The organism is Arthrobacter sp. TMT4-20, assembly GCF_054510775.1.
In genome coordinates, this window is sequence record NZ_JBTNDW010000011.1 from 17835 (window position 1) to 30487 (window position 12653).

12 protein-coding genes are annotated in these 12653 nt (G+C 63.8%); 6 read left to right on the forward strand and 6 right to left on the reverse strand.

Going from position 1 to position 12653, the window contains the following annotated elements; translation table 11 throughout:
* Position 1: 1 nt before the first annotated feature.
* Entirely contained in the window at positions 2-106 is a 105-nt protein-coding gene (locus ACX80Z_RS11640) for an MFS transporter small subunit (protein WP_019484125.1), read from the forward strand.
* A gap of 127 nt (positions 107-233) precedes the next feature.
* Here ACX80Z_RS11640 and ACX80Z_RS11645 read toward each other — a convergent pair whose 3' ends face one another.
* Positions 234-1217 carry an aldo/keto reductase gene (locus ACX80Z_RS11645; protein ID WP_459315980.1) on the reverse strand — a complete coding sequence of 328 codons (984 nt, stop codon included), beginning with the start codon at positions 1215-1217 and terminating at the stop codon, positions 234-236.
* 97 nt (positions 1218-1314) lie between these two features.
* Here ACX80Z_RS11645 and ACX80Z_RS11650 point away from each other — a divergent pair, with 97 nt between their 5' ends.
* On the forward strand, positions 1315-2103 hold the full coding sequence (locus ACX80Z_RS11650) for an SDR family oxidoreductase (RefSeq protein ID WP_024476028.1): 789 nt from the start codon (positions 1315-1317) through the stop codon (positions 2101-2103).
* Between the two features lie 220 nt (positions 2104-2323).
* Here ACX80Z_RS11650 and ACX80Z_RS11655 read toward each other — a convergent pair whose 3' ends face one another.
* From ACX80Z_RS11655 to ACX80Z_RS11665, 3 genes are read right to left on the reverse strand one after another with little or no spacing between them, the layout of a single operon-like run.
* Positions 2324-3775, reverse strand: coding sequence for a glyceraldehyde-3-phosphate dehydrogenase (locus ACX80Z_RS11655; RefSeq protein ID WP_024476899.1), 1452 nt, complete (start codon positions 3773-3775; stop codon positions 2324-2326).
* 7 nt (positions 3776-3782) lie between these two features.
* Positions 3783-4043, reverse strand: a complete 261-nt coding sequence (locus tag ACX80Z_RS11660) for a hypothetical protein (protein WP_459315981.1) — start codon at positions 4041-4043, stop codon at positions 3783-3785.
* A gap of 38 nt (positions 4044-4081) precedes the next feature.
* On the reverse strand, positions 4082-4849 hold the full coding sequence (locus ACX80Z_RS11665) for a sigma-70 family RNA polymerase sigma factor (protein ID WP_459315982.1): 768 nt from the start codon (positions 4847-4849) through the stop codon (positions 4082-4084).
* A gap of 80 nt (positions 4850-4929) precedes the next feature.
* Here ACX80Z_RS11665 and ACX80Z_RS11670 point away from each other — a divergent pair, with 80 nt between their 5' ends.
* Positions 4930-5160, forward strand: coding sequence for a YgaP family membrane protein (locus ACX80Z_RS11670; protein WP_019484130.1), 231 nt, complete (start codon positions 4930-4932; stop codon positions 5158-5160).
* A gap of 179 nt (positions 5161-5339) precedes the next feature.
* The gene (locus ACX80Z_RS11675) at positions 5340-6296 is read left to right on the forward strand and encodes an acyl-CoA thioesterase (RefSeq protein WP_459315983.1); all 957 of its coding nucleotides are present in this window, start codon (positions 5340-5342) and stop codon (positions 6294-6296) included.
* A 625-nt stretch (positions 6297-6921) separates the two neighbouring features.
* Here the strand turns inward: ACX80Z_RS11675 and ACX80Z_RS11680 are convergent.
* The gene (locus tag ACX80Z_RS11680; protein WP_459315984.1) at positions 6922-9933 is read right to left on the reverse strand and encodes a cytochrome P450; all 3012 of its coding nucleotides are present in this window, start codon (positions 9931-9933) and stop codon (positions 6922-6924) included.
* Positions 9934-10101: 168 nt separating this feature from the next.
* On the opposite strand from ACX80Z_RS11680, the gene ACX80Z_RS11685 reads away from it, so the two are divergent.
* The gene (locus tag ACX80Z_RS11685; RefSeq protein WP_459316055.1) at positions 10102-11019 is read left to right on the forward strand and encodes a LysR family transcriptional regulator; all 918 of its coding nucleotides are present in this window, start codon (positions 10102-10104) and stop codon (positions 11017-11019) included.
* Complete coding sequence (locus tag ACX80Z_RS11690; protein ID WP_459315985.1) at positions 11016-11420, forward strand: HtaA domain-containing protein; 405 nt, start codon at positions 11016-11018, stop codon at positions 11418-11420. The genes ACX80Z_RS11685 and ACX80Z_RS11690 overlap by 4 nt, the downstream gene beginning before the upstream one ends.
* Positions 11421-11489: 69 nt before the next feature.
* Here ACX80Z_RS11690 and ACX80Z_RS11695 read toward each other — a convergent pair whose 3' ends face one another.
* Positions 11490-12644, reverse strand: coding sequence for a TRAP transporter substrate-binding protein (locus ACX80Z_RS11695; RefSeq protein WP_459315986.1), 1155 nt, complete (start codon positions 12642-12644; stop codon positions 11490-11492).
* Positions 12645-12653: the final 9 nt, after the last annotated feature.

Genomic DNA, 12653 nt, shown 5'->3' on the forward strand with positions numbered 1-12653 from the left:
GATGAAGGTAGCAAGCACCACGTTCGTATGGGCCCTTGTGACCGTTCCCTTGGCATATGGGATCTTCCAGACCATGACCCGCGTGTCAGCACTGTTCGGCGGCTAACCACCCGCAGTTTGTAGTGCTGCACCAACGATGGCGGCCCCCACCCCTTGCGGGGTGGGGGCCGCCATCGTTAACGAGCCGTCGTCGTCGGTCGATCAGGTCTCCGACCAAAGGGCCGGTGTGCCGTTTACCAGCGGGGGTGGATCGCTTCACGGAAGTGGCGGTCGTAGATATCACGGACGCCGTCGTTCAACCGGGCCCCAAGATCCCCGGTGTCCGCTGCTGCTGCGTTGGCGCGCGCCTGCTCCACGGTGCGGGCGCCGGGGATGACGGTGCTGACGCTGTCCTGCGCCACAATCCAGGCGATCGCGGCCTGGGCGGTGGTCACGCCGTCGGGAACCAAACCCTCGAACTCCTTGACGGCCGTCAAACCGGTATTGAAGTCAACGCCCGAGAAGGTCTCTCCGACGTCGAACGCTGAACCGCTGATGTTGTAGTTCCGGTGGTCGTTCTCGGCGAACGTCGTGTCCTTTGAATACTTGCCGGAGAGCAGCCCCGAGGCGAGCGGAACCCTCACGATGATTCCGACGCCAGCCTCCTTGGCCGCGGGCAGCACCTCGTCCAGTGGCTTGAGGCGGAAGGCGTTGAGGATGATCTGGATGGTCGCAATGTTGCCGTGTTTGAGGGCGGCCAGGGCCTCATCAGTGCGTTCGACGCTGACCCCGTAGTTGCGGATGGCGCCTTCGCTGACCAGCGTGTCGAGGGCGTCGTAGACCTCAACGTCGGAATAGACCGACGACGGCGGGCAGTGCAGCTGCACCAGGTCGAGAGTGTCCACACGGAGGTTGGTGCGGGACCGGTCGATCCACTGGCGGAAGTTTGCCAGCGTGTAGTTCTCCGGCTTCTGCTCCACCCTGCGGCCCATCTTGGTGGCGACGGTGATGTCCAGGCCGGGGTTATCCGCCAGGAAGGCGCCGATGGTCTGTTCGCTGCGGCCATCGCCGTACACGTCGGCGGTGTCGAAGAAGGTGATGCCGGAATCGACGGCGGCGTGGAGGATGGCTGTGGCATCGTTGGGGTCTACGTCTCCCCAGTCGGCGCCGAGCTGCCAGGTGCCCAGCCCTACGGTCGAAACGGAGCGTGCGGTCTTACCAAGAGTTCGTTGTTCCATCCACTGACTCTAGCCAGCCGAGCGGCTGGCGTGGCAATCCCCGGATCCGGCTCGGCCGCTCTGGTCCGTCGGAGCGGGCAGGCGTAGCCTAGGGGCCATGACGAGAGTGGTTGTGGTCGGGGGTACTGGTCTAGTGGGGCACCATCTGGTGGACGAATGCGTGAGACGAGGCCACCAAACGCGATCGGTCAGCCGTCACCTTCCCGCCCACCACTCGCCGCGGTGGGTCGCCGGTGCCGAGTACATGGCAGCCGATGTGACGACCGGGGAGGGCCTGACGGATGCGCTGGCCGAGGCCGATGTCCTGATTGACGTCCTCGACGGACAGTTCGGAAAAGGTCAGCGGGCGCTCGACGACGGCGCCCTGAACCTGCTCACCGCAGCCCGAGAGGCAGGAATCGCGCGCGCCGTGGTGCTCTCGATCGTCAACTGCGACCTGGCGGCGTTCTCCTACTATCGGGCCAAGGTGCGCCAGGAGAAGATCTACCAGAATTCGTCGATTCCATCAGTGGTGGTCCGGGCTACCCAGTTCCACAACTTTCTGACGGTAGTGTTCGACGGCGGGCGCAAGGCCGGAGTACTTCCTGTCCTGAAGAACGCCGTGTTTCAGCCGATCGCCGTTCAGGATGTGGCAGGTGCGCTGGCCGACGCGGCAACCCATCAGCCGATACCCCAGGGGACCATCAACGTCGGCGGCCCACAAGTGCTGGAAATGGCCGAGCTGGCTCGCATCTACCGCGACGTCACAGGAGCAACCGGCCGCCAGATCACCCTGCCGCTGCCGGGTGCTCTCGGGAAGTTCTTCAGTAGCGGCGAGAATCTTGCCCGCGACTCGGCCGTCAACGGCTTGACCTTCGAGGCCTGGCTGCGCCTGCGCTCGGTCTGATGAGGCCAGACATCCCGGTCATGTCCCGACGGCGCTCGCACAGCGCACGGACCTGCACGCAAACACGCCGGGGGTACGCAGCACCAGGGCGCCCCTCCACACAGAACCGCCGGTTAGGTCCAGGGTCGCCGCTTGCAAGCGGCGACTCTGTGCCCAACCGGCGGTTCTATGGTCGCCCCAAAGGTCGCCTCGAGGGGCGCCTTCGTGCGGGCGGCGTGTTTCAGCCCGCCGAGGCCGAGGACCGCACGGTCGCGGCGACGGGTTCCTTGGCCGGGAACGACGGCGGGTTCACGCCGGCCATCTCCTCCATCACCCGGACCACCTGGCAGCTGTAGCCGAACTCGTTGTCGTACCAGACGTAGAGCACCAGGTTGGTGCCGTTCGCGATGGTCGCCAGTCCATCGACAATCCCGGCCCGGCGGGAGCCGACAAAGTCGGTGGAGACGACGTCGGGCGAGTCGATGTAGTCGACCTGCTTGCGCAAATCGGAGTGCAGCGACGTTTCGCGCAGGTAGGTGTTGACCTCGTCCTTACTGGTCCCGTCGGCCAGGGTCAGGTTGAGGATAGCGATCGAGACATCGGGGGTCGGCACGCGGATGGAGCTGCCGGTCAGTTTGCCCTCGAGCTCGGGGAGCGCCTTCGCGACGGCCTTCGCCGCACCGGTCTCGGTGATGACCATGTTCAGCGCCGCCGAACGGCCACGCCGGTCACCCTGGTGGAAGTTGTCGATCAGGTTCTGGTCATTGGTGAACGAGTGCACCGTCTCCACATGCCCGTGCACCACACCGAACCGGTCATTGATGGCCTTCAACACGGGGGTGATGGCGTTGGTGGTGCAGGATGCGGCGGTGACGATCTGGTCCGTGGGCAGAATGGTGTTGTGGTTGATGCCATGCACAATGTTCTTCAGCGCACCCTTGCCCGGCGCCGTCAGGAGCACCCGGGCAATGCCCTTGCTCTGCAGGTGCTTGGACAGCCCTTCCTCGTCGCGCCAGCGTCCGGTGTTGTCGACCAGCAGGGCGTCCTTGATGCCGTAGGCGGTGTAGTCAACGGTGGACGGGTCGTTCGAGTAGATCACCTGGATGTGCACGCCGTTGGCGGTAATCGTGTTGGCTTCTTCGTCGATCCGGATGGTGCCCTCAAAGCTGCCATGCACCGAGTCGCGGCGGAGCAGGCTGGCCCGCTTCATCAGGTCGTTGTCGGCGCCCTTACGGACCACAATGGCGCGCAACCGCAGCCCGTGGCCACCGCCGGCCTTCTCGATCAGGAGCCGTGCCACCAGGCGGCCGATGCGCCCGAAACCATAGAGCACGACGTCGGTGCTGGTGCGTTCGTCGGCCCCGCGCTTGTCGACGACGTCGGCCAGCTCCGCGCGGAGGAAGTCCTCCAGGGAGGCGCCACCGCCGTCGGCCTTGAACTTCTGGGTCAGCCGGGCAATGTCGATGGCCGCGGCGCCCAGATCAAGGTCCACCAGGGTGCGCAGGAGCGGCGCGGTTTCCTCAAGGAACAACTCTTCCTTGCTGATCCGGCGGGCAAACCGGTGGGCTTTGAGGATGTTCATGGCCGACTTATTGATGAGGCTGCGGCCGTGGATGCTGATCACCACGTTGTTTTCGCGGTACAGCCGCCCGATGACGGGGATCATTCCCTCCGCAAGAGCCTCTCGGCTCATCCATGTGTCAAGGCATTCCGATGGGTCGCGGTGCACTGTCAATCCCTTCCTGCCGCTGGGTTCTCCAGCGTTGTGTGCGGCCCGCCGCGGACCCGGTCGAATAGGTCTGGCGCGGCTGGCTCATGCGCGCGTCCGCCCGGACGACGGCGTCGGGGGCGGGGATGGTGCGCGGGTGATAGGTCAAGAATATCGTCCCGACGCCGATTGGCGGTAAATGGTCACGGCGACGCAACGCGGCCGAAACAGCCAGCGCACATGCTGGAGCCATGAAGCGACCCCTGTCCCATGCGGCGACGGCCGAGGGCTTCACCTTTCGGACGTACGGTCGTATTCGTCGACTTCCTGACGGAAAGAAGCGAGTGCTTTCATCAGTCGAGGCGCTGGCGTGGACTTGGGGGATGGGTGGGACAGGGCTGAGCGTAAGCCGACGAGGGCCTGGGCCAGGGGTGGGCAGTGCGGACAGTGTCTGAGGTGCGCTTCGATATGCCGCTGAGTTTCGTCGGCGAGGGTCCCCTCAAGGTAAGGGGCTAGGGAGTCCCGGGCCTGCCGGCAGTCGGCGGTTTGTCGTTCGATCGTCCCGCTGGTCTTTGCCAGGATCTGGACCATGCGTAATCGCGCTCGCTGCAGGCGTTTATGTGCGGCTGCTTCAGAAAAGCCTCCTAGATCGGCGATCTCAGCTGCGCTCCAATCCAGACTGTCATGCAGAACGAGCATCATCCTGTCCTGTACGGGGAGTTGCGCCAGTCCGGCGCGGAGATGTTGTTCGTCCTCTGCCTGTTCAAGCACGGCGAGCGGATCTGGGACCGTCATGGCCCGAAGATCCTCATTGGCTGGCACAGTCAGGGGTGCGTTCCGCCCCGCAAGGTCTTTACTACGGTTGATCAGGATGCGGTGCAGCCACGTGGCCAACGAGGCGTCGCCGCGGTACGTGCCCTGGGCACGCCACGCCCGTTCGAGAGTGTCCTGAACCAGGTCGTCGGCGTCGATGCCTTTCGGCGCAGTCCGTTGCGCCAATCGTCGAAGGCGCGGCATTTCGGCGCTAAGCGCGGTAAGAAATTCTTCGGATGACAGCATTGCCGCACGCTCCTACGTCCAGTTCCGCTCGATGAACCGTCTAACAGAGTATCCGCGAAGGACAGAGGAAAGGAAAGACGATGGAATTCGTGAAGTTTATGCGCAGCAGCAGCGGTCGAATCCTGCGCATCACGGCTGGAGTGGTACTGGCCCTGGTGGGTGTTTTTGCCGTGGAGGGTGCCGGCGGGATAGCCCTGGTGCTGGTCGGTTTCGTAATGATCGCGGCTGGGGTGGTCAACTTTTGCCTGCTCGGACCGCTGTTCCACACCGATGTGTGGGGCAATCCAAAGCGGACATCTGAGCGCGCATAATGTCCGCGGCTTGCGCCAAGATAGCTGGCTGAATCAGCGAAGTGACGGGCCGGAGCAGGGTGGCTGACGCCAACCACCCGAGCGGCGGCCCGGATCTGTGCCCCGTTGAGACCACCTGATTTGACTAGGTTCGGTCCTGCACCGATGAGCGCCAGTTCCAGATGCGCAATACTGACTCAATGAATCAGACCAACTCGGTAACTTTGCGCTTCCTCGCTGCACCCACCGACCTCGGACACAGTGGTTCCGTCGACGCCGGGACGGTGCTGGAATGGGTGGATAAGGCAGCCTACGCTGCCGCCGTCGGGTGGGCGAAAAGTTACTGTGTCACCGCGTACGTCGGCAATATCCACTTCGCTGATCCGGTGAATGTGGGCGACATGGTGGAGGTCGAGGCGACCATTGTGTACACCGGGCGGTCGTCGCTGCACATCCAGACCGTGGTGTCCTCCGGTGACGTCAAAGGCGGCGACGCGTCAATGCGCAGCCAATGCCTGGTGATTTTCGTAGCGGTCGGACCGGATGGCAAGCCTGTTCCAGTACCACCGTACGAACCGTCGACCCCCGAAGAGGTCAGCCGCCGGGACGCGGCGAAGGCCCGGATCGCTGTGCGCGAGGAAATTGTCGAGGCGATGCGCGGACAGGTCTACACCGACGAAGGGACCGCCGAAAAAGTTACCCTGCGGTTCCTCGCGGCGCCCACCGACGTGAACTGGGGTGGCAAAGTGCACGGCGGCACGGTGATGGATTGGATCGATGAGGCCGCCTACGTCTGTTCGGCCCGGTACTGCGGCCAGGACACCGTGGCGGTGTTCTCCGGTGGGGTGCGGTTCTATCGGCCGCTGCTGATCGGGGACGTGGTGGAGGTGGAAGCCCGCCTGGTCTATACGGGCAACAAGGGAATGCACATCGCCGTCCACGTCAGGTCCGGAAAACCGACCGACGAGGAGATGAATCTGACCACCTACTGCCTCACCGTGATGGTGGCCAGGGATGCGAACGGCACAGCTGTGGCCGTCCCGGGGTGGATACCCCGGTCCGAAGAGGACCGCCGACTTGAGGCGCATGCGCGGGAGCTGCTGCAAATCCGGGGGCGCGCGCCGGGGAACCGGCTGCCCAACCACCTGACCCGTTAGGGGCAGGGCTTCCAGTGTGGTGGCTCCCCTCCCATTCGACAGACTCAAACGGAGGCGCCAGTCCGTCGGCATAATCCGCCGGGAGAACTTCCTCGCGGCCGGTGGGATCGTCGATGTCGTCCGCAGCAATGCCGCCCATTTTCGGTAAAAGACCACGACGAAGTTATCGGCTAGCACCGAACCAGCAATCCAGTCGTAGCCGGGCACCCACCCGAATTTTGGTTCTCGAACGGTGCAGCGATGGGTACGCCAGCAAGTTGGCCTCCGCCGTCGTTGTCAATCCGTTCCTTTGGAGTGTGACTGGTATGCCGGTGGCCAATCAATTCATTGCGCGGGTTGCCGCCGGTATCGTGTCATCAATTATGGTGACGTAACTAACCGTTATCGGCGCTGGTCGTCAACGCGCAGACTTGGAATGAATTCGTCGACTACTTCGGTGTGGCATGGAACGCGATGGTGGACCTTTGATGGAGCCGTGTCAGCGTCCCTCTTCCGTACTGGGTGAGCCGCTTCTCTGTCCGGTAGCACACGAGTCGCGAAGACATCGTTAGTTCAGCGAGCTGAACGCATCGCGCGCATGGGTCTTCGCTTCCCTTGGACGCAGGTCAGCGATCCGACGCGCCCCTCAGGGTATGCCCGCCAGGGCTCTCGCACTCAGCTCTGCTAGAACGCCGTCAGCCCAATCACGCGCCACATCGGCAGCGTCCAACGAGCCGCCTGCGTCGTGCCGCCCATACTCGCCTACTCGGACCGCTCCGCACAAGGCCAGTGCTTCGTCGAGTAGCTCACTGCCGCGCGAGTAGGTCTTCGAGTAGCTTCGGTCCCCCATGCCGAAGACCGCGTAGGTCAGCCCGGATAGATCCGGTCTGTTAGTGAGCAGCGCCTCCCGGATGGGGCGGACCCCTGTCGGTAGCTCTCCGTTGCCATAGGTGGAGCAAAGTACGAGGTGGGGTCGCGACGGATCGAGGTCCGCTACGTCGGCCTCGGAGAGGTCGGTAATCTCGACCTGCGCGCGTCCGGCGAGGTGGCGTCGCAGGTCTTCTGCGATCAGTTCGGCGTTGCCCGACTCGGTCCCGAACAAGATGGTGAGGGGCATTCCATCGCTTTCCTGCTCGGCTGCACCGGGCACGACCAAGGGAGGCAGCACGATCCCGGTGTCCCGGGCCGCCTCGAGTAGAGACTCACGGGTGCGCAGTTTGGCGCGCACCCGACCGGGCGCCGCACCAAGGACCTCCTGCAGGTCGATGCGCCGCCAGCCGTCAAAGTTGACCTCGCCTGGTAGTTCGCCGAGCTCCGTAACCCCGGGCGAGGACGCACCGACCGAGCCCGCGGCAATATCATCCGAAAGCACCCGCGCGAGAGACCGTGCGTCGGTGCGCTGATCGGGAATGGTTCCTCGAGGACCGCGCCGCAGCCATCCGGCGACGTATAGCCCGGGTTCTATCCGCCCGTCCGGATGAGCTCCGGGGGTAGCCCAGTGGTCGGCACCGCTTGTGAACCCAATGGCGGTGATCACACTGTCGGCGGTGATACGCACTGCGCCGTCGGCCCCGGAAAACAGCGCCGCTTCCGCTGCCTGCTCGCCTTCGATCCGCTCCGGTGACAGCCCGAACCACCACTCGACTCGAATGCGTCCCAGACCTTGTTTCGCGGAAGCGAGGTCCCGGACGGCATCGATACGCGCGTCCTTGCCCTCGACGTCATCGAGGGACTTTAGGCCGTGCACCAGGTGTTGTACACCGGGGAGGGCGCTGAGCTCCCGCAGCATCACAGGGTCAAACTTCGCCTGCGCCGGTGCAGATCGTCCTACCACGTGCACGGTCCGCACCGATCCGACAAGACTCCTGTGCACCTCGTCGTCGATGTCGCTGCCGTCGAGGCCTTCGGAGCCTCGCGCGATGAGACGCACGACGTCGAGGGCCACGTTGCCTTGGCCGACGACGACGACGTCCCGGCCGAGCGCAGGGATGTGCTCTCCCTCATCTGGATGACCGTTGAGGATCCGCGTCACCCGTCCCGCGCCTATGACCCCTTCACGAGCTGCCCCAGGGATATCGAGTCGCGCATCGACGTGCAGGCCGGTCGCCAGCACCACTGCATCAAAGTTTTTGCGGAGCTGTCCTAGGTCGATATCGCTACCGAGGGCTAGGCCGCCGTGGAAGCGTACGCCGTCGTGAGTGAAGAGGCGTTCGAACTGGCGAGCGACCGACTTGGTGCCTTGGTGGTCTGCGGCGACGCCGTAGCGGACGAGTCCGTACGGTACTGGTTGCCGATCGAACACGTCTATCTCGGCGTCTGGGAACGTCCGACGGATCGCTTGGGCTGAGAAGCACCCGGCGGGCCCGGCGCCGACGATGGCGACGCGGGGAGCCGGGGCTGCTCCGATGGTCTCGGGGGCCGCCTCGGAAGGCTGACTTCCGAGTGAAATCTCAGGCTTCGAGCTTTCATCCCAGGTGGCTGTAAGCTCAAGCATTCCGCGGAACACCCAGCCGCCGATGACGGCGGGACGCTCGGGATGCAGGTCAAGGCCGCGGAGCCGAGTAAACAGAGCGGGGAGTCCGACTGTCGCGACCTCGGCCTTCGCCACCCAGGCGCCCAGACAAACATGCACGCCCTTGCTGAACGCCAGGTGCGGTTTCACCTCTCTACGGATGTCAAAGATGTGCGCGTCGGGCCAAATGGTCTCGTCACGGTTGGCTGAGAGCACGCAGATGCCCAGCTTCGCGCCGGCGGGTAGTTTCACACCGGCGAGCTCCGTGTCACGGGTGACCTGCCGCGAGTAAAGACCGATGGGCGCAATCCAGCGGATAGCTTCATCGAAGACCATCGGCCACAGCGACGGATCCGCTTCGACTGCACGCCGCTGGTCGGGATGGGTGAGCAGCGCCCATGCGGCCACGCCGAGCGCGTCGCGCGGCTCGTTAAGGCCCCCGCCGATGGTCATTTTGATGTTGGCGCGGATTTTCTCAACGGGCATCTCGTAATCAGGGATGCGCAGCAGGGTTGAGATGAGCGAGGAATCGGGGTTTTTCGAGTGCCAGAGCAGCATTTCGTCGAGTGCGATATCCACCTCGTCGAATGATTGCTTGCCTAGGGCCCAGACGTCGGGATCGTTGGCGTAGTTGCCGGTTGCGTCGATCAGCGTCTGCGACCAGCGCTGTAGGTCCTGCTGCTTGGCGTTGTGGAACCCGAGGATCTCCCGGAGATTCTCGGCCGAATAGGGCGCAGCGAAGTCCCAGATGATGTCCGAGCCGGGGCCCTTATCAATCATTTCGTCGAGGTAGCGTTGGGCGTTCCGTTCAAACACCGAGGTCCATACCCGCTTGACCGCTCCGGGGCGCAGCACCGGCTGCCAGGCCTTGCGTTCCAGATAGTGTTCGGGGTCGTCGCGCCGGAGCATCGAGTGCCCCATTGCCCGGATCTGAAGGGAGTTCTCTTCATTGGCGGAGAAGGTGTCCTGGTCGAACTCCGTGTTGTGTACGGCGTCGTAGCTGGTGATCAGGTAGCGGCCGACGCCCGGCACCCAGTGCACGCCGCCCTCGGCGCGCAGCCGGTCGTAAATCGGGAACGGGTCCCGATAGAGGTCGGGAATGGTAATCCAGTCGGCGATCGGCGCCGTGTCGTGCACACCCGTCATGACCACTCCTTCGTGTTCTTTCGACAGAAAGTCTTCGGTGAGGAGCACTATGTAGTGCTCCAGCGAAATATCCAGTGGATGAATCCCTCTAACTATCACTCGCCCAGTAGTGTTAGAAAAGCGGAATTATTCTCTCTATATATTCGACGGAGGCGGATTTTGACTACGGTGCCCGACTTCACGCTCCGGCAGCTCGCCTACCTCGTCGCCGCGGCCGATCATGGCACGCTGAGTGCTGCAGGGCAGCACCTGCATGTCTCCTCATCCGCCCTTTCTGATGCCCTCACCGAGCTTGAGCGAATCCTCGGCGCCAGACTCACGATTCGTCGCCGCGCCCATGGCATTACGCTCACGACCGCCGGGGTGCGGATTGTCGAACGGGCCCGCCCTCTCCTGACCGCAGCGCGTGAACTGTCCACCTCGTTGCAGGCAGTCGAGGGCGAACTCGTCGGACCGATCACAATCGGCTGCTACCCGACACTCGCGCCCACCGTGCTCCCGCCCTTGCTGCACGACTTCGGCGAGGCGCATCCGCGGGTCGACCTGCACATCCGCGAGGCGACGCACGACCAGCTTGAAGGTAGGATCGAGTCTGGCGAGGTAGACGTCGCCTTCGTGTACGAAACGCTGGTCCCCGGGCACCCGCGTCGGGAGCGGCTCTTCTCCCTACCCGCGCATATCCTCTTGCCGGCGTCCGACCCGCTCGCGGACGCAGACGAGGTGAGACTCGAAGATGTTGTCGATCACGACCTGATTCTTCTCGATGCTCCGCCCTCGAGCCAGCACACGCTGTCGCTCTTCGAAAGCCGGGGGCTCACACCCCGCATCCGGCATCGCACCGCGAGTTACGAGGCGGTGCGGACCCTGGTGGGTCGCGGCTTGGGCTACGGTGTCCTGGTGCAACGTCCGGTGAATCAGGCTAGCTACGAGGGCTATCCTGTCGTGATGAAAGAGATATCTCCTGGAGTTGAGCCGGTCGGCATCGACGTTATCTGGTCGGCGACGGAGGACCCTCCGGAGCGGGTAGCCGCGCTGATAGCTTTCGCGCGTTCAATCACCTGGCCGGTGCCGGCCGCGCTCGCATGAGCATCTTGCGGTGGTCGATCAAAGACTCGCTGCTCGGATACGTCCGTGCCATGCAGGACGGACGGATCGTCGTGGACGGTGGAGTTACCGAAGTCGGGCACGGTTTCGAGTTCGCGGGGACGGATGATCCGCTGCGATTCGCCGGTCGTGTAACGCTGACAGGGCACAGCGGGATGATGCGAGTCGCCATAGCCGATCCAGCAATCGTTCAATCCGTTGCAGGCTGGATACTGGAGATCGCGGATCCCGACGACCCCGTGAGGCGGATGTCCTTTGCGACACTCACCGGCTTTGATGGTGTCACTGCCGAGGCCGCGGTGCTCACCGATGATGGCGCGGATCTGTTTTTCGGGCCGTATGAGGCGGGTACGCCGGTTGACGTCCCCGCTGTAGCGGATTGACGAGTTCGGGGCGTCGACCCAAAGGTCGACGCCCCGAACTCGTCAGATTTTTGTCTTTCAGCGTTCAGCTCAGCGAGCCGCGAACTGATCCTCGCAGTCGAGCGTGGCGTCTGTGTATTCAAGGTCCTGGTACTTGTCGAGACCGGCGAGGTACTCGTCGAGCACACCTTGGGCGTCGTCAAGGCCCTGCTCCTGAGCGAGCTCCACCCACTGCTGCTGGGTGCTGTCCTCGACCTCGCTGGCCCACTCGTCAGTCGCGGATTCTTCCCACGCGGTGAAGTCCTCAACGGTCGGCGCATCGAGCATCTGCTGGCACTGCTCGGCAGCTTGAGTGTTGAAGGCGTTGATTCCCTCGCCCCGGTTGAGCTCCTCGGTGACCGCTTCGACGGTCTGCTTTAGATCATCGGGGAGTTCGTCGTAGGCGTCGGCTGAGAACCACATTCCAAAAGTTGAATACTGACCGATTCCGGGGTCAGTCCAGTAGGGCAACAGCTCCATGATCTTGTAGTTCACGGGGAAGTCGATCGCACCGCCGATCGAGTCGATGACTCCGCGCTGCACGGCCTCGTAGGTCTCGGGTGCTGTGATCGCCTGGATGTTAACTCCTGCGCCCGAAAGCACCTGCTGCACGATGGGTCCCGAGGCCCGCATCGACAGCCCGGCCAGGTCGTCTTTGCTGGTGATCGGGTCGGGCGAACCGAGCAGCATCCGGCCCACTGGCCAGGTGGCCACGTGGTGGAGGCCGTTCTCTTCCATCACGTCCATCGCTGGCTGGTAGTTCTGGTGAATGTCGTACAGGGATTCAGTAATTGCGGCGGAGTTCTGGCTCAGGAAGGGGATACTCACCATGCTGGTTGATGGGAAGTACTGGGGCGTGTAGTCCGGAACGGTCACACCGATCTGCGCGCGGCCGGAGCGAACGCACTCGACCACCTCGGGAGCCTTGCACAGAGCTTCGGGAGCGGTCCGTTCGAAGGTGATCCGCCCGTCGGTCTCCTCCTCGATGCGGTCGAGGTACCAGTCCTGTACCGCCGCGTTCGGGGTGCCGGGCTGCGCTGCGGTGGAGAGCGTGAACTCAAAGCTTTCCTCCGTATCGCCTCCGGTCGGGCTGTCCTCTGCGACGACGCCGCCGCATCCGGTGGCGGCGAAGAGCGCAGCGGCCAGGCTAGTTGCAGCGATCACTGACCTGCGGGGATTACGGGAGTTATGTGATGAGAACATCATTGTCCTTTC

Coding starts and splice junctions, on each gene's coding strand:
- ACX80Z_RS11680 (WP_459315984.1), bottom strand. CDS start 9,933: ATGACGGGTGTGCACGACACGGCGCCGATCGCCGACTGGATTACCATT.
- ACX80Z_RS11650 (WP_024476028.1), top strand. CDS start 1,315: ATGACGAGAGTGGTTGTGGTCGGGGGTACTGGTCTAGTGGGGCACCAT.
- ACX80Z_RS11640 (WP_019484125.1), top strand. CDS start 2: ATGAAGGTAGCAAGCACCACGTTCGTATGGGCCCTTGTGACCGTTCCC.
- ACX80Z_RS11675 (WP_459315983.1), top strand. CDS start 5,340: ATGAATCAGACCAACTCGGTAACTTTGCGCTTCCTCGCTGCACCCACC.
- ACX80Z_RS11695 (WP_459315986.1), bottom strand. CDS start 12,644: ATGATGTTCTCATCACATAACTCCCGTAATCCCCGCAGGTCAGTGATC.
- ACX80Z_RS11655 (WP_024476899.1), bottom strand. CDS start 3,775: ATGAGCCGAGAGGCTCTTGCGGAGGGAATGATCCCCGTCATCGGGCGG.
- ACX80Z_RS11645 (WP_459315980.1), bottom strand. CDS start 1,217: ATGGAACAACGAACTCTTGGTAAGACCGCACGCTCCGTTTCGACCGTA.
- ACX80Z_RS11670 (WP_019484130.1), top strand. CDS start 4,930: ATGGAATTCGTGAAGTTTATGCGCAGCAGCAGCGGTCGAATCCTGCGC.
- ACX80Z_RS11690 (WP_459315985.1), top strand. CDS start 11,016: ATGAGCATCTTGCGGTGGTCGATCAAAGACTCGCTGCTCGGATACGTC.
- ACX80Z_RS11665 (WP_459315982.1), bottom strand. CDS start 4,849: ATGCTGTCATCCGAAGAATTTCTTACCGCGCTTAGCGCCGAAATGCCG.
- ACX80Z_RS11660 (WP_459315981.1), bottom strand. CDS start 4,043: ATGGCTCCAGCATGTGCGCTGGCTGTTTCGGCCGCGTTGCGTCGCCGT.